The organism is Nocardioides cremeus, from assembly GCF_030518195.1.
Lineage (GTDB): Bacteria > Actinomycetota > Actinomycetes > Propionibacteriales > Nocardioidaceae > Nocardioides > Nocardioides cremeus.
The window spans coordinates 86708-106002 of record NZ_JAULSC010000015.1; the positions used below are offsets into that span (position 1 = coordinate 86708).

15 protein-coding genes and 1 pseudogene are annotated in these 19295 nt (G+C 73.7%); 10 read left to right on the forward strand and 6 right to left on the reverse strand.

The genetic code is table 11. The features are described from left to right. Window positions 1-80 precede the first annotated feature (80 nt). Both QWJ41_RS14565 and QWJ41_RS14570 read left to right on the forward strand, forming a co-directional pair. Entirely contained in the window at window positions 81-1010 is a 930-nt protein-coding gene (locus QWJ41_RS14565) for an alpha/beta hydrolase (protein WP_302709129.1), read from the forward strand. Next, complete coding sequence (locus QWJ41_RS14570) at window positions 1007-1447, forward strand: GNAT family N-acetyltransferase (RefSeq protein WP_302709130.1); 441 nt, start codon at window positions 1007-1009, stop codon at window positions 1445-1447. Before QWJ41_RS14565 ends, QWJ41_RS14570 begins: the two co-directional genes overlap by 4 nt. Window positions 1448-1613: 166 nt before the next feature. Here QWJ41_RS14570 and QWJ41_RS14575 read toward each other — a convergent pair whose 3' ends face one another. From QWJ41_RS14575 to QWJ41_RS14590, 4 genes are read right to left on the reverse strand one after another with little or no spacing between them, the layout of a single operon-like run. Then, a complete protein-coding gene (locus QWJ41_RS14575) occupies window positions 1614-2735 on the reverse strand; it encodes an MBL fold metallo-hydrolase (RefSeq protein WP_302709131.1) in 1122 nt (373 codons plus the stop codon). Window positions 2736-2768: 33 nt separating this feature from the next. Beyond that, a complete protein-coding gene (locus tag QWJ41_RS14580) occupies window positions 2769-3572 on the reverse strand; it encodes an SDR family oxidoreductase (RefSeq protein ID WP_302709132.1) in 804 nt (267 codons plus the stop codon). Next, complete coding sequence (locus QWJ41_RS14585; protein ID WP_302709133.1) at window positions 3572-4669, reverse strand: NAD(P)H-dependent amine dehydrogenase family protein; 1098 nt, start codon at window positions 4667-4669, stop codon at window positions 3572-3574. The genes QWJ41_RS14580 and QWJ41_RS14585 overlap by 1 nt, the downstream gene beginning before the upstream one ends. A 21-nt stretch (window positions 4670-4690) precedes the next feature. Continuing rightward, the gene (locus QWJ41_RS14590; protein ID WP_302709134.1) at window positions 4691-5923 is read right to left on the reverse strand and encodes an oxidoreductase; all 1233 of its coding nucleotides are present in this window, start codon (window positions 5921-5923) and stop codon (window positions 4691-4693) included. A 77-nt stretch (window positions 5924-6000) separates the two neighbouring features. On the opposite strand from QWJ41_RS14590, the gene QWJ41_RS14595 reads away from it, so the two are divergent. The 3 genes from QWJ41_RS14595 (at window position 6001) to QWJ41_RS14605 (ending at window position 10839) form a co-directional block, all read left to right on the forward strand. Next, the gene (locus QWJ41_RS14595; protein WP_302709135.1) at window positions 6001-6498 is read left to right on the forward strand and encodes a MarR family winged helix-turn-helix transcriptional regulator; all 498 of its coding nucleotides are present in this window, start codon (window positions 6001-6003) and stop codon (window positions 6496-6498) included. A gap of 116 nt (window positions 6499-6614) precedes the next feature. After that, window positions 6615-9836, forward strand: coding sequence for a fused isobutyryl-CoA mutase/GTPase IcmF (gene icmF, locus QWJ41_RS14600; RefSeq protein ID WP_302709136.1), 3222 nt, complete (start codon window positions 6615-6617; stop codon window positions 9834-9836). Window positions 9837-10086: 250 nt separating this feature from the next. Continuing rightward, window positions 10087-10839, forward strand: coding sequence for a helical backbone metal receptor (locus QWJ41_RS14605; RefSeq protein ID WP_302709137.1), 753 nt, complete (start codon window positions 10087-10089; stop codon window positions 10837-10839). Window positions 10840-10913: 74 nt separating this feature from the next. Here QWJ41_RS14605 and QWJ41_RS14610 read toward each other — a convergent pair. Further along, window positions 10914-11948, reverse strand: a pseudogene (locus QWJ41_RS14610) (acyltransferase family protein); the annotation flags it as partial. A gap of 78 nt (window positions 11949-12026) precedes the next feature. Next, entirely contained in the window at window positions 12027-13640 is a 1614-nt protein-coding gene (locus QWJ41_RS14615) for an adenylate/guanylate cyclase domain-containing protein (protein ID WP_302709138.1), read from the reverse strand. A 155-nt stretch (window positions 13641-13795) separates the two neighbouring features. On the opposite strand from QWJ41_RS14615, the gene QWJ41_RS14620 reads away from it, so the two are divergent. The 5 genes from QWJ41_RS14620 to QWJ41_RS14640 form a co-directional block, all read left to right on the forward strand. Continuing rightward, window positions 13796-14611 (forward strand): sigma-70 family RNA polymerase sigma factor, encoded by an 816-nt coding sequence (locus QWJ41_RS14620; protein ID WP_302709139.1) that lies wholly within the window; start codon window positions 13796-13798, stop codon window positions 14609-14611. 74 nt (window positions 14612-14685) lie between these two features. Next, window positions 14686-15642, forward strand: coding sequence for a MerR family transcriptional regulator (locus QWJ41_RS14625; RefSeq protein ID WP_302709140.1), 957 nt, complete (start codon window positions 14686-14688; stop codon window positions 15640-15642). A 196-nt stretch (window positions 15643-15838) separates the two neighbouring features. Then, the gene (locus tag QWJ41_RS14630; RefSeq protein ID WP_302709141.1) at window positions 15839-16531 is read left to right on the forward strand and encodes a response regulator transcription factor; all 693 of its coding nucleotides are present in this window, start codon (window positions 15839-15841) and stop codon (window positions 16529-16531) included. A 231-nt stretch (window positions 16532-16762) separates the two neighbouring features. After that, window positions 16763-17788, forward strand: a complete 1026-nt coding sequence (locus QWJ41_RS14635; protein ID WP_302709142.1) for an extracellular solute-binding protein — start codon at window positions 16763-16765, stop codon at window positions 17786-17788. Window position 17789: 1 nt separating this feature from the next. Next, window positions 17790-19295, forward strand: a 1506-nt coding sequence (locus QWJ41_RS14640; protein WP_302709143.1) for an ABC transporter permease, incomplete at its 3' end; no start/stop codon positions are given.

A 19295-nucleotide genomic window follows, 5' to 3' on the forward strand; every position in this document is an offset into this window, starting at 1 on the left:
GGTATCCGGCGGGGTCGAGGGCTGACCTGCCCGGTCGGCTCCGCCCGCCCGGGTGGCCGGGCGCATGGTGGGATGGCGGCATGCCGAGCCTGCGCCACGACCTGCTGGCCCTCGTCGTGCCGCGCCTGCGCGGCGCCGGCGCGGTGACCGACCCCGCCGCCGAGCGCGCCTCGGTCGAGTCCTGCCACGCCGGCCTCGACCGGCGGCTGCCGACCCGGACGGTCCCGGCCTTCGGGCTGCGCTACGAGCACGAGGTCGACGACTCCGCGGGCTTCCCTGTGCACGTGCTGACCCGGCGCGGCACCTCCCCGGCCCGCACCCTGGTCTGGCTGCACGGGGGCGGGTTCGTCTCGCCGCTCGACCCCGTGCACGTCCGGTACGCCGCCCGCCTGGCCGACGCGCTCGGCGTACGCGTGCTGCTGCCGGACTACCCGCTGGCCCCCGAGCACACCTGGCGCGACTCCCTCGAGCCGCTCGTCGAGCTGGCGACGAGGTGGGCCAACGGGCCGGGGCTCGGCGGGCTGCTGCTCGGCGGCGACTCGGCCGGCGGCGGGCTCGCCCTGGCGCTCGCGCAGGCGCTGCGCGAGCGTGGCCAGGTGCGCCCCGAGCGGCTGCTGCTCGTCTCGCCATGGGTCGACCTGACCACCTCGAGCCCGGCCACGGCGTGGTTCGACCGGCGCGACCCGTGGCTGCACAGCTCGTCGCTGCGGCTCTACGCGCGGTGGTGGGCCGGACTGCCCGACGACGCCCCCGACGACCACCCGGACCTGGCCCGCACCGAGGTCTCCCCCGCGCTAGGGGACCTGGGCGACCTGCCGCCGACGTTGATGCTGTGCGGCACCCGCGACCTGCTGGTGCCGGCCTGTCGGCGGCTCGCCACCCGCGCCGCGGAGGCCGGGTGGGACCTGACCTACGTCGAGGAGCCCGGCGCCATCCACGTCTACCCGCTGCTGCCGGGCATCCCCGAGGCTGCCCGCGCCTGGACCACGACCCTGGAGCACCTGCGATGACCTTCGCCATCAGCGCCCAGCCCTTCGCCGCCCTCGACGCGCTGGCGGCGTACGACGTGTGGCGGCTGCGCCAGCAGGTCTTCGTGGTCGAGCAGGAGTGCGCCTACCCCGACCTCGACGGCCGCGACCCCGAGCCCGGCACCCGCCACGTGCTGCTCACCGACGACGGCGAGCTGGTCGGCTACGCGCGGGTGCTCGACGACGCCACGACCTGGCGGATCGGGCGGGTGCTGCTGGCCCCCGCTGCCCGCGGCCGCGGTCTCGCCGACCAGCTGGTGCGCACCGCCCTCGACGTCTGTCCCGACCGTGACGTCGTGCTCGACGCCCAGTCGCCGCTCACCGGCTGGTACGCCACCTTCGGCTTCACCCCCGACGGCGCGGAGTTCCTCGAGGACGGCATCCCGCACGTGCCGATGCGCCTCCACCACGGCGCGTAGCCCGCCGCCGGGGCACCGCCGTTGGTCGAGCAGCGAGGGCCGAAGGCTCGAGCGACGCCGAGACCCCGCAACCACCCGGCGTACGGCGACCGGGCACGTCGCCGGGTCTCGGCGACGCTCCTCGCTGGCGCTCGTCACTGCTCGACCAACGAGGCCGCTCGCTGGGTCAGGTGGCGGTGAAGCGGACGCCCTCGGCGGTCTCCTCGCGGGTGACCCGGCCGCGGGCGTGCAGCAGCTCGAGGTGGGCCTTGGTCTCCATGGCGGCCATCCCCTGGCTGAAGACGTCGAGGCTGTCGTAGGCCTTCTCGTGGCGGGTCCAGCCGAGGTGGCCGGCGACGTCGTGGCTGGTCAGGGGGCCGCCCGACAGCGCGGCGAGGCTCTGGTCGAGCCGGTCCTCGTGGAAGGCCAGCAGCTCGTCGACGCGGGCGTGGGTCGACGGCGAGACCGGGCCGTGGGCGGGCAGCACCCGCAGGTCGGGGAGCGCGCGCACCCGGGTCAGCGAGGCCATGAAGTGGCCCAGCGGCTGGTCCATCGGCGGCACCGTGAAGCCGATCGAGGGGGTGATCGTCGGCAGCACGTGGTCGCCGGCGAAGAGCAGCCCCGCGTCGGCCTCGGCGAAGACGTAGTGCCCGGGCGTGTGGCCGGGCGTGTGCACGGCGTCGAGCACCCGGTCGCCGACCGCGATGCGCTGGTCGCCGTCGAGCCACGTGGTCGGGTACTGCCACTGCACCAGGTCGGGATCGTCCTCGCCGACACCGAGCCACACCTCGGCGAGGTCGTGGGCGCCGGCCGAGCGCAGCACGGCCACGAACGGGTTCTCGGTGAGGTCGCCGGCGTTGTTGAGCAGGTCGAGCGCCGGCTTCTCGTCGGCCCCCAGCGCCACGTCGATGCCGAGCTCGCGGCCCAGCACGGTGGCCATCGTGAAGTGGTCGCGGTGCACGTGGGTGACCAGGAACCGCTTGATGTCGCCGAAGCCGGCCCCGATCCCCTTCAGGCAGCGGTCGAGCAGCTCGCGCGCCTCGGGGATCGCCCAGCCCCCGTCGACCAGGGTCAGCCCGTCGTCGGTCTCGATCGTGTAGACGTTGATCGCCTTCAGGCCGTCCATCGGCAGCGGCAGCGGGATCCGGTGGATGCCGGGCGCGACCTCCCAGGCACCCTCGACGGTCCAGTGCTCGCCGGAGTCGGGCGAGACGGCGTACGCCGTGGGCGTGCCGCCGCGGGGCGGCCGGCCGGGCCGGCCGGCCTGGCCGGGCTGATCGGGCTGGGGAGAACTGGTTGACGCGGTCACCCGACCGACCCTAGGCCCCGCTCGCCGGACGGCTCACCCGAGGTCCGGCAGGCCGAGGTCGAGGTTCGGCTGCTGGATGCCGCCGTCGACCTCGAGCACCTTGCCCGTGACGTACTGGCCGGCGCGCGAGGCCAGGTAGAGCACCGCGGCCGCGATGTCCTCGGCCTCCCCGACGCGGCCCAGCGGCGTCTTGGTCTCGAGCTGGTCCATCATCTCGGGCTGGCCGGCGACGAACTCGAGCGCGCTGGTCATCACCGAGCCGACGTAGATGCCGTTGACGCGGATGCGCGGCGCCAGGTCCGTGGCGGCCAGGCGGGCCCAGTGCGCCAGCGCCGCCTTGGCGGTGCCGTAGGCCAGGTAGCCGCGCCCGGAGGCGCGGCCCATCATCGAGGAGATGTTGACGATCGAGCGCTGCGCGTCGTCGGGGCCCTTCAGCATCAGCGGCACCGCGGCCACGCTGAGCGCGTGGGCGGTCGAGACGTTGAAGTGGAACGCCTCCTCCAGGTAGGCCACGTCGGTCTCGAGGAAGGCGTTGGGGATCGTGCCGCCGACGTTGTTGACGACCGTGTCGAGCCGCCCGAACCCGTCGTACGCCGCCTCCGCGAGCGCGGCGACCGCCTCGGTGTCGGAGAGGTCCGCGGGCACCACGAGGGCCTGCCGGCCGGTGGCCCGCACCGCCTCGGCGACCCGGTCGAGCTGCGAGGCGGTGCGCGCGGAGAGCAGCACGTCGGCGCCGGCCTCGGCGAGGGCGACGGCGGTGGCGGCGCCGATCCCGCGCCCGGCGCCGGTGACCACGGCGACGTGGTCGGTGAGGGTGAAGCGCTCGAGGATGCCCATCAGCGCGCCACCAGCCCGCGCCCGGTGACCAGCGGCAGGTCGAGGGCGGTGACCAGGCCCGGAGCGGCGGCGCAGACGGCGGGCAGCGAGTTCACCAGGCGCTGGGCGGTGGTGATCATCCCCGACACGTTGTGGTCGCCGTGCTCGCCGTGGTGGGTCAGGTCGAGCTTCAGCACCGGCTCGCCGAGGATCTCGACGCGGTAGCAGCCGTCGTCCTCGGGCGGGGTCGGCCACTCGGGCACCTGATCGGGGGCGGTGCGGGTGACGTGCTCGAGCACGACCCGCTCGACGCCGTCGACCTTGCCGACCACCCGGAAGCGGACCGCACCCATGGTGCCGGCGGCGATGTCGCCGCTGACGCTGGGCGTGTCGACCTCGGCGGCGCGCCGGTCGACCTCCTCGGTCAGCGGCTCGTCGAGGGTGACGTCGAGGCCGGCGGCGATCTGGCGCACCACGCTGCCCCAGGCCATCGAGAGGATGCCGGGCTGCCACAGCATCCCCACCTCCTCCATCGGACGGCCGAAGCCGAAGAGGTCGCCCATCACCACGGGCTGGTAGTAGGTGGAGTAGTCGGCGATCTCGCTGACCCGCACCAGGTCGATGCGCTGCGAGAGGCTGCTCAGCACCAGCGGCAGGACGTCGTTGGCGAAGCCGGGGTCGATGCCGTTGACGTAGAGGCTGGCGTCGCCGCGGCGCCCGGCCTCGGCGATCCGCTCGATCATGTCGGGCGGCAGGATCTCGGCGGGCCACTGCAGCAGCACCGGCCCGGAGGAGACCACGTCGACGCCCTGCTCGAGCATCCAGAGCAGGTCCTCGATGGCCTCGAAGGGCCGGTCGTCGGTCATCGCGGCGTGCACGACGGCGTCGGGCGCGAGCGCCATCAGCTCCTCGCGGTCGGTGCTGGCCGGCACGCCCAGCTCGCGACCGAGGCCGGCCAGCTCGCCGGCGTCGCGGCCGTGCTTGTCGGGGTTGGAGACCCAGACCCCCACCAGCTCGAGGTCGGGGTGGGCGTCGATGCCGGCGATCGCGTGGCGACCGATGGTGCCGGTGGACCAGACGACGACGCGCAGGGGCTTCTCGGGGACGACCTGTGTCATGCTCGCAATCTAGAACACGTTCTAGATCTGCGGAAGGGTTTCGCGCCCTCCCGGCACTGGGGTACCGGCGGCGTCGCGCACCGGGCAGTGCGTGCCGGCGTAGATGGTGGGCATGCACAGGTTGCAGTGGATACAGGCGCCCTCGCCACTGCGCCCGGCCGCGCGCTCGCGGGACAGCCGGTCGACCAGGTCCGGCTCGCGCAGCACCGCGCGGGCCAGGGCGACGTACTCGAACCCGTCGGCCATCGCCTGCTCCATCGTCTCGAGCCGGTTGATGCCGCCGAGGAGCATCAGCGGCAGGTCGACGGCCTGGCGCACTCGCAGCGCCCGGTCGCGGAAGTAGGCCTCCTCGAAGGGGTAGGACTTCAGGAACGAGCGGCCCACCGGGGTGCGCATCCCCCAGCCGACCAGGCCGCCCATCGCCGCCGCGAACTCACGGTGCGGCACGTCGCCGCGGAAGAGGTACATCGGGTTCATCAGCGACGAGCCACCCGAGAGCTGCAGCGCGTCGAGGCAGCCGTCGGCCTCGAGCAGCTGCGCCACCTCGACCGCCTCGTCGGTGGTCACGCCGCCGCGGAAGCCGTCGGAGAGCGAGAGCTTGGCGGTCACCGCGACCGCGTCGCCGACCTCCTCGCGCACCGCCCGCGCGACCTGGCGCGCCAGGCGGGCGCGGTTCTCCAGCGAGCCGCCCCAGCGGTCGGTGCGGCGGTTCAGCCCCGGGGCCAGGAACGAGGAGACCAGGTAGGAGTGCGCCATGTGCAGCTCGAGGCAGTCGAAGCCGGCGCGCACCAGCGTGCGCGCGGTCGCGGCGTACGCCCCGGTGACGCGGGCCAGGTCGGCCTCGGTGGCCGCCGCGACCATCTGCATCGACAGCGGGCTGGGCATCCGGCTGGCCGCGATCGCGCGCGCCCCGTTGGAGCGGCCGTTGGCGACCGGGCCGGCGTGACCGACCTGGCCGGCGACGGCGGCGCCGGCGTCGTGGACAGCCTCGGCGAGGCGGGCCAGCCCGGCCTCGGTGGCCGGCCCGACGACGACCTGCTCGCGGTGGGTGCGGCCCTCGGGCGCGACCGCGAGGTAGGCGACCGTGGTCATCCCGATCCCGCCGCGCGCCACCTCGAGGTGGTAGTCGACGAGCGCGTCGGTGACCTGGCCGTCGGGGGTGCGGCCCTCGAACGTCGCCGCCTTGACGGTGCGGTTGCGCAGCCGCACCGGGCCGAGGGTCGCGGGGGCCAGCACGTCGGGAGGCGCGGTCATGCCGGCATCGTACGCCGAGCGCGAGAACACGTTCTAGTTCTGTGGTGGCTGGGGAGCTCCTGCCAGACTGCGACCCCATGAGCGAGCGCGACCCGATCCGCGAGGCCCACCGACAGTGGGTGGCCCACGGCTGGGCCGACGCCGCCGACGGGATGGCGCTGGTGACGTCGGTGGTGCGGGTCCAGCAGCTGCTGAGCGGGCGGATCGAGGCGGTGCTGCGCCCGCTCGACCTGACCTTCGCGCGCTACGAGGTGCTGCGGCTGCTGTCCTTCTCCTCGGCCGGGCGGCTGCCGATGATGCGCCTGGGCTCGCTGCTGCAGGTGCACCCCACCTCGGTCACCAGCGCGGTCGACCGCCTCGAGAAGCAGGGCTTCGTACGCCGCGTGCGCGGCGACGGCGACCGCCGCGTGGTGCTGGCGGAGATCACCGACGCGGGGCGCGAGGTCGTCGAGCGCGCGACCGAGGGGCTCAACACCGACGTCTTCGGCGCCCCCGGCATCGGCGCGGAGTCGACGGCCGAGCTGACCCGGCTGCTGGGCGAGCTGCGCGCCAGCGCGGGCGACCGGGTCGACTGAGCCACCCCTGCCTCTCAGACCACCCGACTACCGGCACGTAGGGGTTCCGGGTGCGACGGGCATCACTTATGCTGAGATAGTTGGACGTCCAACTATCTTCCCCGGAGCGAGCCCGCATGAGCGACCTGCACCAGCCCACCCACCCCGTCCGCCTCGTCACGGCCTCGAGCCTCTTCGACGGCCACGACGCCTCGATCAACATCATGCGGCGGATCTTCCAGAGCCAGGGCTGCGAGGTGATCCACCTCGGGCACAACCGCTCCGTGGCCGAGGTCGTCGACGCCGCGCTCGAGGAGGACGTGCAGGGCGTCGCCGTGTCGTCGTACCAGGGCGGGCACATCGAGTACTTCGAGTACCTCGTGGAGTCGCTGCGCGAGCGCGGCGCCGGGCACGTCAAGGTCGTGGGCGGTGGTGGTGGCGTCATCGTCCGCGACGAGATCCAGCGCCTGCGCGACTCCGGGGTCACCATCTTCTCCCCCGAGGACGGGCAGCGGATGGGCCTGGTCGGGATGATCAACAGCGTGGTCGCCGACTGCGACCACGACCTGTGGGAGGCCGGCTCGGTCACCGCCGAGCAGGTGCTCAGCGGCGACCGGTTCGCGGTGGCCCGCGCCATCACCGGCGCCGAGCTGGGCCGCCTGGGCGGCGAGCTCGACACGATCCGGGAGGCCGCCGCGCGCAGCCACGCCCCGGTGCTCGGCATCACCGGCACCGGCGGGTCGGGCAAGTCCTCGCTCACCGACGAGCTGGTGCGCCGCTTCCGCGTCGACCAGCAGGACAAGCTGCGCGTGGCCGTGATCGCCGTCGACCCGACCCGACGCAAGGGTGGCGGGGCGCTGCTCGGCGACCGGATCCGGATGAACAGCCTCGACGGCGACCGCGTGTTCTTCCGCTCCCTGGCCACCCGCGGCGCCCACGAGCTGCCCGACCACCTGCCGCACGTCATCGACGTCGCCAAGGCCGCCGGCTTCGACCTGGTCATCGTCGAGACCCCCGGCATCGGCCAGGGCGACGCGGCGATCGTGCCGTTCGTCGACACCGCGATGTACGTGATGACGCCCGAGTTCGGCGCCGCCAGCCAGCTCGAGAAGATCGACATGCTCGACTTCGCCGACACCGTGGCCATCAACAAGTTCGAGCGCCGCGGCGCCAAGGACGCGCTGCGCGACGTGGGCCGCCAGCTGGTGCGCAACCGCGAGGCGTTCGGCCAGCAGCCCGACCAGATGCCGGTCTTCGGCACCAGCGCCGCCACCTTCAACGACGACGGCGTCACCGCGCTCTACCAGCACCTGCGCGGCGTCCTGGTCGAGAAGGGCCTGCCCGCCGAGGAGGGCACCCTGGCCCCCGTCGAGGTCAAGCACTCCTCCGGCATCCGCGCCGTGGTGCCCCAGGACCGGGTGCGCTACCTGGCCGAGATCACCGAGACCGTGCGCAGCTACCACCAGCGCACCGAGCAGCTCGCCGAGGCGGCGCGCCGGGTCCAGCGCCTCGAGGCCGTCACCGCCGAGCTCGAGGACCACGACGCCGGCGACGTGCCGGCCCTGCTCGAGAAGGCCCGGCGCCAGCTCGACCCCGAGGTCGCCGAGCAGCTCGAGGCGTGGCCCTCGGTGGTGGAGTCCTACTCCGGCGACGAGCAGGTCGTGGTGGTGCGCGACAAGGAGATCCACACCACCCTGACCCGCGAGTCGCTCAGCGGCAACAAGATCCCCCGGGTCGCGCTGCCGTCGTACGACGACGCGGGTGAGCTGGTGCGCTTCTGGCGCCGCGAGAACCTGCCCGGGCTCTTCCCCTTCACCGCCGGCGTCTTCAAGTTCAAGCGCGACGGCGAGGATCCGGCGCGGATGTTCGCCGGCGAGGGCGACCCCGCACGCACCAACCGCCGCTTCAAGATCCTCTCGGCCGACGGCGAGGCCAAGCGGCTCTCGACCGCGTTCGACTCCGTGACCCTCTACGGCCGCGACCCCGACGAGCGCCCCGACATCTACGGCAAGGTCGGCACCTCCGGCGTCTCCGTGGCCACCCTCGACGACATGAAGGTGCTCTACGACGGCTTCGACCTGGTCGCGCCGACCACCTCGGTCTCGATGACGATCAACGGCCCCGCGCCCACGGTGCTGGCCTTCTTCCTCAACACCGTCATCGACCAGCAGGTCGACTCCTTCCGCGAGCGCGAGGGCCGCGAGCCCGACGCCGACGAGACCGCGATGCTGGCCGCCCACGCGGTGGCCAGCGTGCGCGGCACGGTGCAGGCCGACATCCTCAAGGAGGACCAGGGCCAGAACACCTGCCTGTTCTCCACCGAGTTCTCGCTGCGGATGATGGCCGACATCCAGGAGTGGTTCATCGAGAAGCAGGTGCGCAACTTCTACTCGGTCTCCATCTCCGGCTACCACATCGCCGAGGCCGGGGCGAACCCCATCAGCCAGCTCGCCTTCACCCTGGCCAACGGCTTCACCTACGTCGAGGCCTACCTGGCGCGCGGCATGGACATCGACGACTTCGCGCCCAACCTGTCGTTCTTCTTCTCCAACGGCATGGACCCGGAGTACTCCGTGATCGGCCGCGTCGCGCGCCGGATCTGGGCGGTGGCGATGCGTGACAAGTACGGCGCCAGCGAGCGCTCGCAGAAGCTGAAGTACCACGTGCAGACCTCCGGGCGCTCCCTGCACGCGCAGGAGATGGACTTCAACGACATCCGCACCACGCTGCAGGCGCTGATCGCGATCTACGACAACGCCAACTCGCTGCACACCAACGCCTACGACGAGGCGGTCACGACGCCGGGCGAGGAGTCGGTGCGCCGCGCGCTGGCCATCCAGCTGATCATCAACCGCGAGTGGGGCCTGGCGATGAACGAGAACCCGCTGCAGGGCTCGTTCATCATCGACCAGCTCACCGACCTCGTCGAGGAGGCCGTGCTGGCCGAGTTCGACCGGATCAACGAGCGCGGCGGCGTGCTCGGCGCGATGGAGACCGGCTACCAGCGCGGTCGCATCCAGGACGAGTCGATGCTCTACGAGCACCGCAAGCACGACGGCTCGCTGCCGATCGTCGGCGTCAACACCTTCCTCAAGGAGGTGGAGGACGACGCCACTCCCCAGCACGTCGAGCTGGCCCGCGCCACCGACGAGGAGAAGGAGTCGCAGCTGCGCCGGGTGCACGAGTTCCAGCGCGCCCACGAGGACGAGGCCGCCGAGGCCCTGGCCCGCCTCAAGGCCGCGGCCACCTCCGGCGAGAACGTCTTCGCGGTCCTCATGGACGCCGCCCGCGTCTGCTCGCTGGGCCAGGTCACCGAGGCCTTCTTCGAGGTCGGCGGGGCCTACCGCCGCAACGTCTGACCCGCCCCACACCCCGCTGACCCGGCCCATACTTCGCGCCGAGACGGCCCATACTTCCCGCTGACCCGGCCCATGCTTCGTGCCGAGTCGGCCCGGACCTGCAGTCAGCCGGTTCGGGCCGGGTCAGGGTGAAGTTCGGGCCGGGTCAGCGTGAAATTGGGGCCGGGTCAGGGTGAAGTTGGGGCCGGGTCAGCGGGAAGTTAGGGCCGGGTCAGCGTGAGATTTGGGACGAGTCAGGAAGGTGGGGCACATGGGTGAGATGGACGACCTGGGGACGACGTACGACGGCCCGCGCCCGGCACGGCGGGTGGTCTCGCTGGTGCCGTCGCTGACCGAGGCGCTGGTCTCGGTCGACCGCGGGGCCGTGGTGGGCGCGACGCAGTGGTGCATCCGGCCCACCGACCTGGAGACCACGCGGGTGCGGGGCACCAAGAACCCCGACCTGGCCGCGGTGCGGGCGCTGGAGCCCGACGTGGTGGTGGCCAACAAGGAGGAGAACCGCGAGCTCGACGTGCGCCGGCTGCGCGAGGCGGGGGTGCGGGTCTGGGTCACCGACATCGAGACCGTGCCCGGCGCCGTGGCGTCGATGGAGCGGCTCCTCGACGGGATCGGCTGGGAGCGCCCCGACTGGCTGGCGCGGGCCCGCGAGCTGTGGCGCGGGCCGCTGCCCGAGATCACCCGCCGCGTGGTGGTACCGATCTGGCGCGACCCGTGGATGGTCGTCGGACCGGAGACCTTCACCAGCGACCTGTGCCGCCGGCTCGGCTGGCAGACGCTGCCCGCCGACGGCGCCGAGAGCCGCTACCCGACGCTCGACGTCGAGGAGATCGACGCCCTCGGCGCCGACGCCGTGCTGCTGCCCGACGAGCCCTACGAGTTCACGGCCACGGACGGGCCCGAGGCCCTGCGCTCGCCCTGCGAGCTCGTCGACGGGCGGCTGCTGACCTGGTACGGGCCCTCGCTGCTCGACGCCCGCACCTCGGTGGAGCGGCGCGGGGCCTGACGGCGCGCCCGCGCGGGCCGCCCGGGCATCGTGAACAACCAGGTCGCGCCCAGGCGCAGCAGCACCCAGTGAACGGCCAGCGACACCAGCACCGCGACGGTGCTCAGCGCCACCGGGTGCAGAACGCCGCGCACCACCGAGCCCTGCTCGAGGTCGAGCAGCGGCGGCAGGTGCAGCATGCTCGCCAGCACCACGGTGTGCAGCACGTAGATCGGCAGCGTGCGGCGACCGACCCAGCCCAGCACCCGCGCCGGCGCCCCGCTGCGCGCGAGCACCGCGGCGACCCGCAGCCCCAGCGGCACGCCGACGACGCTGGCCACCAGCAGGTGCACGCTCCTCGACAGGGGCAGGAGGGCCAGCAGCACCGCGAGCGCGACGTACGCCGCCGTCAGCGGCAGCACCCCGCCCCACCTGGCGCTCGGGCCCTCGGCGAGGCGGCGCACCACCCGCGGCGCCAGCGCGCCCAGGGCGAAGTAGGTGAAGTGGAAGAGCACCGAGAAGCGGTTCCACTGCTCGATGCCCAGCTGGGAGGAGAGCGCGGAGACCAGGGCGGCCCCGGCGAGCACCCAGCCGGGGGGCAGCCCGGCCAGCAGCTTGGCGAGCATGAAGTAGAGGGCCAGCGCGTAGAGGAACCACACGCCGGTCGAGGCCCAGACCAGGTCCTCGGCGAGCTCGCCCAGGTCCTGGGTGCGGTTCATCGGCAGCAGCCGCTCGACCGAGAAGAACGCGCCGAGCAGCAGCAGCCACACGACGTAGGTGTAGTACGGCGCCAGCGCGCGGCGGCGCACCTGCGCCCAGGGCCGGTGCACGGCGCGGGCGGCCACGTAGCCGCTGAGCACGAAGAACAGCGGCATCCGCACCGGCTTGAGGGCGCTGGTCACCGCGCCCCAGCCGGCCGCCACCGCGGCCAGCGACTCGGGGGCGTCGATCTCGAGGTTCTTGACCACCGCGTGGTGCAGCACCACCAGCAGGATGGACAGGCCCTTGGCCACGTCGATCCACAGCACCCGTGACGTGCCGGCGCCGGCGACGACGGGGGCGGCGGAGGCGGGCAGGGGGGTGTGCACGACTCCGAGTGTCCGGCCCCGGCAGGCCCGATCAGCAATCACGACCCCCCGTCGTGACAGGCTTCACAGGCCCCGGACAGGCCCTAGACAGGCCCCGCACAGGCGCTCGGCAGCCGCTGCTCAGCTGCCGTCGGGCCGCGGCCGCACCAGCTCGGTGGCCGACGGGCGCCCGCGCAGCACCGTCGACCCCGCGTCCTCCCACCGCTCCGCCTCGTCGTCGGCTCCGGCAGCCCGCGCGGCCAGCACGGTCTCGCGGGTGCTGAGCACCCGTGGGCGCTCGGCCTTGGCGAGCTCGGTGAGCCGGGCGGCGGCGTTGACCGCGTCGCCGATGACGGTGTACTCGAGACGGCTGCGGGTGCCGACGTTGCCGGCCACGCTCGGGCCGGTGCACACGCCGATGCCGGCGGCCACGTCGGGACGCTCGGCGCGCAGCCGCTCGTCGATGCGGCGCGCGGCCGACAGTGCGGCGCCCGCGTGGCCGGGCTGGTCGACGGGGGCGCCGAAGACCGCGAGCACCGCGTCGCCCATGAACTTGTTGACCAGCCCGCCGGCCCGGTCGACCTCGTCGACGACCACCTCGAAGAACGCGTTGAGCACGGCGACCACCTCGGCCGGGTCGCGCTCGGCCGCCATCGTCGTGGAGCCCACGAGGTCGACGAAGAGCACGCTGACCTCGCGGGTCTCCCCGCCCAGCCGCACCTCGCCGCCGCTGGCGGCGCGGGCGACCTCGTGGCCGACGTGGCGCCCGAAGACGTCGCGCAGGTGCTCGCGCTCGCGCAGGCCCTCGGCCATCCGGTTGAAGCCGGCCTGCAGCTCGCCGAGCTCGGTGGCGTCGTAGACCGCGACCCGCTGGTCGAGGTCGCCGCGCTCGACCTCGAGCAGCGCGAGGCGCACCGAGGCGAGCGGCGCCACGACCGACCGGGCGTTGAGCACGGTGACCAGCAGCCCGACCACCAGCACCACTCCCCCGAGCACCAGCACCTCGACGGCCAGCCGGCGGGTGCTCACGGAATCACCGACCAGCACCAGCAGCGCCGCGAGCGAGAGCCCGACGACCGGGGCCGCGGTGCCCAGCAGCCAGAACATCAGCATCCGCCCGCCCACGCCCAGGCCGCGGGGACGGCCGGCGGACTCGCGGGCGGTGCCGCCGGCCAGTGCCCGGGCGGCGACCGGGCGCAGCGCGAACTCGGAGAACAGGTAGGCCACCGCACAGGCCACGACGCCGCCGATGGCCACGGTCAGCCCGGTGCTCAGCGCCCGCTCGGGCTGCAGCCACAGCGACAGCCCCACGAACAGGGCGTCGGCGACCAGCCACAGCACGCCGGCGAGCACCGTGAGTCGCAGCGGCACCCGCAGCACCCGCCGCCGTTCGAGCGGCGTGGGCTCGGCGCCGTCGAGGGCCCACCGCAGGCCGCGCAGCGCGACGCTGGTGCCCCACACGGTGCCGACCACGAGCGCGACGCCGACGTAGACCGGCACCGAGATCGTCAGGGCCAGCCAGGTCGCGCCCTCCGGCGCCGGGGCGGTGACCACGAAGAGCGAGAGCAGCAGCACGACCCCGGCACCGATGCCGTGGGTCAGGGTCAGCGACAGGGTCAGCAGGGTCTGCACGCGCACCCGCAGCCGCCGCGGCGACTGCGCCTCGGTGCCGAGCACCCACGAGCCGAACGGCGTACGCCGCGTGCGGAAGCGGCGCGCAGGCCGGGCGTCGGGCGTCGGGCGGGTGCTCTCCACGCCGCGCATCATGTCGCACCGACCCGGAGGGGTGACCCTGTAGAAGGTTTGTCAAAGGTTGTGTAGGTTCCTGTTCAGGTCAGCAGACCGCCCCCGCAGGACATCTCGCCAGGACACCCGCAGGGCATCGAGCAGGACACGGAAGGCAGCAGGACATGACCAGCACCCTCGCCGAGCGACGCTCCACCTTCCGCGCCTCCGACGCCGAGCGCGCCGCGGCCACCACGAGCCTGCTGGCCCGCGCCGCCGCCACCGACGACGACGCCGAGCGCCGCGCCTACCACGACGAGGTCGTGCGGGTGAACATGCGGGTCGCCGAGGCGGTGGCCCGCCGCTACGCCCGGCGCGGCATCCCGGTCGAGGACCTCACCCAGGTCGCCTACCTGGCGCTCGTGCGGGCCGTACGCCGCTTCGACGCGGCCCACGCGCGCGACCTGCTGGCCTACGCCGTGCCGACCATCGAGGGAGACATCCGCCGGCACTTCCGCGACCACGGCTGGACCATCCGCCCGCCCCGCGACGTGCAGCGCGCCCACACCCGGCTGGTGCGCACCGGCGCCAGCCTCGACCGCTACGACACACCGACGCTCGAGGGCCTGGCCACGCAGGTCGAGGAGTCCGTCGAGGTGGTGCGCGAGGCGTTGTCGGCCCGCACCTGCTTCAGCCTGCTCTCCCTCGACCAGCCGATCAGCTCGGGCAGCTCGGGCGGCGCGGGCGAGGGCGAGGGGCCGACCCCCGACGTCGCCGACGACGCCGACCGCTCCCAGGAGCAGGCCGAGGCACGACTGCTGGTGCGACCGCTCGTCGCCTCGCTGGCCGACCGCGACCAGCAGATCCTGCGCTGGCGCTTCGTCGACGAGCTGTCGCAGCGCGAGATCGCCCAGCGGCTCGGCCTCTCGCAGATCCAGGTCTCGCGCCTGCTGCAGCGGGTGCTCACGCAGATGCGCGGCGCGCTGGCCGAGGCCGTCTGAGCCCTCGCCACGCCTCCACGGTGGCGCCGACGCCCGGCAGCGCCGTGCAGGGTTCGTCTAAACTCCCGCACACCATGGCCTCCCGACCCGCTCAACGCTGGCGCATCGGCGTGCTGGCCTCGCGCGTCGGGGTCTCCGAGACGCTGCTGCGGGCCTGGGAGGTGCGCTACGGGCTGCTCAGCCCCACCCGTAGCGACTCCGGCTACCGCCTCTACGGCCCCGAGGACGAGCGCCGCGCCCGCGCCATGCAGGACGCCCGGCGACGCGGCGTACCGGCGGGGCAGGCGGCCGCGGAGGTGCTGGCCGCCGAGCGGTCCGACCACCGACTGCCGGGCGCGCCGGGCCCCCGCTACCCCACCAGCGGTGCCCTCGACGTGACTGGCACGCTCGAGGAGCTGCAGGCCGCGATGGTGGCCTACGACGTCAGCTCGATGCACGCCGCGCTCGACCGGGTGCTCGCCGAGGTCTCGGCCGAGACGGCCATCAAGGACGTGCTGCTGCCCTTCCTCGCCGGCGTGGGCGACGGCTGGGCGGCGGGCGAGCTCGACGTCGCCGACGAGCACTTCGCCAGCGACCTGGTCAGGGCGCGCCTGGCCGCGCTCTCCATCGCGCCCGGCTCGCGCAGCGGCCCGCTGGCCCTGCTGGCCTGCCCGCCCACCGAGCAGCACGACATCGCGCTCAAGGCGTTCGAGGTGGTGCTCCTGCGGGCCGGCTGGCGCACACGCTTCCTGGGCCCGCGCACGCCGGTGGCCTCGCTCGAGGCCGCCGTCGCGGTCGTGGCACCCGACCTGCTCGTCCTGGCCGGCACCGCCCCGGGCGCCTTCGACGTGACCGAGGCCGACCGGGAGGCCGTGCGCCGGCTCGCGGGGGCCACGCGGGTGGTCCTCGCCGGGGCGGTCGCCGACGAGGCGGCGGCCCAGAGGTGGGGTGCCGAGGTGCTCGCGGGCGACCCGGTCACCGCCGCCCGGTCGCTGGTCGGCACCGGCCGCCAGGCCTCCCGGCAGGGCCCTGAGGACGGCACGAGCTCCTGAGGCGGCACCGTGCCCCTGCACGCCGCCTTCAAACCTCCGCCCACCCCGACGGGTGAAATAACCTCCGAAGACGGTTGAACTCTGCACCAGGCGGACATGACTGAGGTGTAGGCAGTCCGGCGCACGCCGCGGCGCCGCCCCAGACAGACACAGACACAGCTCATCCGTCACAGCCGAACCCCAGAGGTGTTGAAGAATGACGCACGAGAACGCCGCCCCGCTGACCGTCACCATGGTCGACGACCACGACCTCGCCGTCGCCGGCCTGCAGACGCTGCTGACGCCGTACGCCGACCGGGTGCGCCTGGTGGACATGCGCCAGGCGCTGGCGCACCCCGAGGACCTCGACGTGGTGCTCTACGAGCCCGTGGGCCAGTCCGCCTTCGGCGCCGCCATGCTGCGCGACCTGCAGCGCTCGGCCGAGGCCCACCCGGTGGTCTTCAGCTGGGCCACCGGCGACCAGCTGCCGGCCTCGCCGGCCAACATGTACCTGCCGAAGACGCTGACCGCGGCACAGCTCGTGGTCGCGCTCGAGGACCTCGTCTCCGGGCGCCGCGTGCCCGAGGCCCCGGCCCCCGAGAAGGCGCCCGTCGTCGAGGCCCCGGCCCCGGCCCCGCTGCGTCCCGAGGCCCCGGCCGGCAGCCGCCTGACCCCGCGCGAGCTCGAGATCCTCACCCTGATCACCGCCGGCATGACCAACGGCGAGATCGTCGAGAAGCTCAACCTGAGCATCAACTCGATCAAGACCTACATCCGTCAGGCCTACCGCAAGATCGACGTCGAGCGCCGCACCCAGGCCGTCGCCTGGGGGATGGCGAACAACCTGGCCGTCGACGAGGGCGTCGAGGCGAGCGAGACCCACGAGGTCGAGGCCTCGATGGCCGGCTGAGCTGCACCACCCCGCAACACCAGCACGACCCGCACGGGCGGGGGCGTCGGACCCACACGGTCCGGGAGGGCGCCCCCGCCCGCGGTGCGTCCGGGGCCGGACGACGGGGCTCGAGCAGGGTCTCGCCCACCGACCTGGAATCGGCGCCCTCAGGGTGGGAAGGTTAGCCTCACCAACACCCGGACACGTCCGTCCGCGGCCCTTCCCCCGCCCCGCTCCAGGAGAACCCGCGTGAAGCGCAGCGCCCGCCCCGTCCTGACCGCCGTGGCCACCTCGGCCGTCCTCGCCCTCACCGGCTGCTCGGCCCTGGGTGGCGGCGACGACGCGGACCTGCAGATCTACACGGCACGGCACTACGACCTCGAGGAGGCGTTCGCCGAGTTCACCGACGAGACCGGCATCAGCGTCGAGTTCCTCTCCGGTGACGACGCCGAGCTGCTCGAGCGGCTCAAGGCCGAGGGCGACTCGACCCCCGCCGACATCTTCATGACCGTCGACGCCGGGATGCTCTGGAACGCCGCCGAGCAGGGCGTCCTCCAGCCGGTCGACTCGACCGTGCTCGACGAGGCGGTGCCGCAGGACCTGCGCGACCCCGACGGGCAGTGGTACGGCCTGGCGATGCGCGCCCGCACCGTCGTCTACGACCCCGAGAGCGTCGACCCGGCCGACCTCGACGCGAACGACACCTACGCCGCGCTCGGCGACCCGCAGTGGGCCGGGCGGGTCTGCATGCGCGACGAGACGGCGTCGTACACCCAGAGCCTGGTCGCCAGCCTGATCGACCTGCACGGGCGCGAGAAGGCCCTCGACATCGTGCAGGGCTGGGTCGACAACGACGTGCAGATCATGAGCAACGACGTCGAGCTGCTCGAGGCGATCGACGCCGGCGGCTGCGACGTCGGCATCAGCAACCACTACTACCTCGCGCGGATGCTCGAGGAGGACCCGGACTTCGACGTCGAGCTCTACTGGGCCAGCCAGGAGGGCGACGGCACCCACGTCAACATCTCCGGCGCCGGCCTCGTCGAGGGCACCGACGCCCCCGAGGAGGCCCAGCAGCTCCTCGAGTGGCTGGCCACCGACGGGCAGAGCGCCTTCGTCGACGCCAACCACGAGCTGCCCGTCAACCCCGAGGTCGAGCCCGAGCCGCTCGCGGCGTCCTTCGGCGAGTTCGACCGGATGCCCGTCGACGCGCGCGCCTACGGCTCGCTGAACTCCGAGGCCGTCGAGCTGCTCGACGAGGCCGGGTACCGGTGACGTGAGCAGCACCGCCCGGGGCGCGGGGCGACCCGGCTGGTCGCTGGCGGTCCTGCTGATCGCTCTGGTGGTGGCCAGCCCGGTGCTGGCCGTCGCCGCCTACGCCGTGGGCCAGGGCGGGCTGCGGATGCCCGGCGGGGTCGCCGAGATGGTGGCCACCACCCTCGCGCTGCTGGTGCTGGTCGCCGTGGGCACCGCCGCGCTCGGCACCGGCCTGGCGTGGCTGGTCACCGCCTACGAGTTCCCGCTGCGCTGGGTGCTGAGCTGGCTGCTGGTGCTGCCGCTGGCGATGCCCGCCTACATCCTGGGCTTCGTCTTCCTCTCCACCTTCGACTACGCCGGGCCCGTCCAGGGCGCGCTGCGCTCGGTGCTCGGCGACGACCTGGGCGCGCTGCCGGTCCGCTCGCTCGGCGGCGCGGTCGTCGTGCTGGTGCTCACGCTCTACCCCTACGTCTACCTGCTGACCCGCGCGGCGTTCCTCGAGCTCGCGCCGACGGCGTACGACGCGGCGCGCACGCTGGGCGCCTCGCGCGCCCGGGCGTTCCGCACCGTGCTGCTGCCGCTGGCGCGGCCCTCGCTCGCCGCCGGCCTGGCGCTGGTGACGATGGAGGTGCTCACCGACTTCGCGACGGTGCAGTACTTCAACGTGCGCACCGTCTCGGTGGGGGTCTACCTGACCTGGAAGGGCACCTACGACGTCGGCTCGGCCATCTCGCTGGCGGTGCTGGTGCTGGTCTTCGCCGTGGCCGTGCTCGCCGCCGAGCGGGCGCTGCGCGGCCGGGCGCGCTACCACCAGAAGGGCGGGCGCGGGCGCGGCCTCGAACGCCGCCGCCTCACCGGCTGGCGCGCCGCCGCGGCCACGGCCGCCGGACTCAGCGTGGTCGGCGCGGCCTTCGCGCTGCCGGTGCTGCGACTGGTCACCTGGGCCGTCTCGGCGCTGGGCGACGACGCCGGCGCGGTCGTCGACGAGCGCTTCGTCGACAACCTGACCAGCTCGCTGGTGGTGGCCGCGATCGCCGCCGTGGTGTGCGTCGTGGTCTCGCTGACCATCTCGCACGCACTGCGCCTGGGCGGCGGGGCGCTGGTGCGCGGCGCCGCCCAGGTCACGACCTTCGGGTACGCCGTCCCCGGCGCCGTGGTCGGCATCGGCGTGCTGGCCGTCTTCGCGGGCGCCGACCGCGCCCTGGTCGCGCTCGGGGTCGAGGGCGGCACCGGCCTGCTGGCGACCGGCTCGGTGCTCGGCATCCTGGTCGCCTACGTCGTGCGGTTCACCGCGCCGGCGTACCAGGCGGTCGAGGCGAGCTTCTCGCGCGTCTCCCCCAGCGTCAGCGCCTCCGCGATGACCCTGGGCGCCGGCCCGGGCAGGCTGCTGCGGCAGGTGCACCTGCCGCTGGCCCGCCCCGGCGTGGCGGTGGCGGCGACGCTGGTGCTCATCGACGCGGTCAAGGAGCTGCCGCTGGTGCTGATGCTGCGGCCCTTCGGCTTCACGACCCTGTCGGTGTGGGTC

Excerpts from the sequence above, each read along its gene's own strand:
- QWJ41_RS14580 (WP_302709132.1), bottom strand. The coding sequence starts at position 3,572 with ATGGGCATCCTCGAGCGCTTCACCCTCACCGACCACGTCGCCGTGGTC.
- QWJ41_RS14595 (WP_302709135.1), top strand. The coding sequence starts at position 6,001 with ATGAGCGAGCGCGACCCGATCCGCGAGGCCCACCGACAGTGGGTGGCC.
- QWJ41_RS14590 (WP_302709134.1), bottom strand. The coding sequence starts at position 5,923 with ATGACCGCGCCTCCCGACGTGCTGGCCCCCGCGACCCTCGGCCCGGTG.
- icmF (WP_302709136.1), top strand. The coding sequence starts at position 6,615 with ATGAGCGACCTGCACCAGCCCACCCACCCCGTCCGCCTCGTCACGGCC.
- QWJ41_RS14585 (WP_302709133.1), bottom strand. The coding sequence starts at position 4,669 with ATGACACAGGTCGTCCCCGAGAAGCCCCTGCGCGTCGTCGTCTGGTCC.
- QWJ41_RS14570 (WP_302709130.1), top strand. The coding sequence starts at position 1,007 with ATGACCTTCGCCATCAGCGCCCAGCCCTTCGCCGCCCTCGACGCGCTG.
- QWJ41_RS14625 (WP_302709140.1), top strand. The coding sequence starts at position 14,686 with ATGGCCTCCCGACCCGCTCAACGCTGGCGCATCGGCGTGCTGGCCTCG.
- QWJ41_RS14565 (WP_302709129.1), top strand. The coding sequence starts at position 81 with ATGCCGAGCCTGCGCCACGACCTGCTGGCCCTCGTCGTGCCGCGCCTG.
- QWJ41_RS14630 (WP_302709141.1), top strand. The coding sequence starts at position 15,839 with ATGACGCACGAGAACGCCGCCCCGCTGACCGTCACCATGGTCGACGAC.
- QWJ41_RS14605 (WP_302709137.1), top strand. The coding sequence starts at position 10,087 with ATGGGTGAGATGGACGACCTGGGGACGACGTACGACGGCCCGCGCCCG.
- QWJ41_RS14620 (WP_302709139.1), top strand. The coding sequence starts at position 13,796 with ATGACCAGCACCCTCGCCGAGCGACGCTCCACCTTCCGCGCCTCCGAC.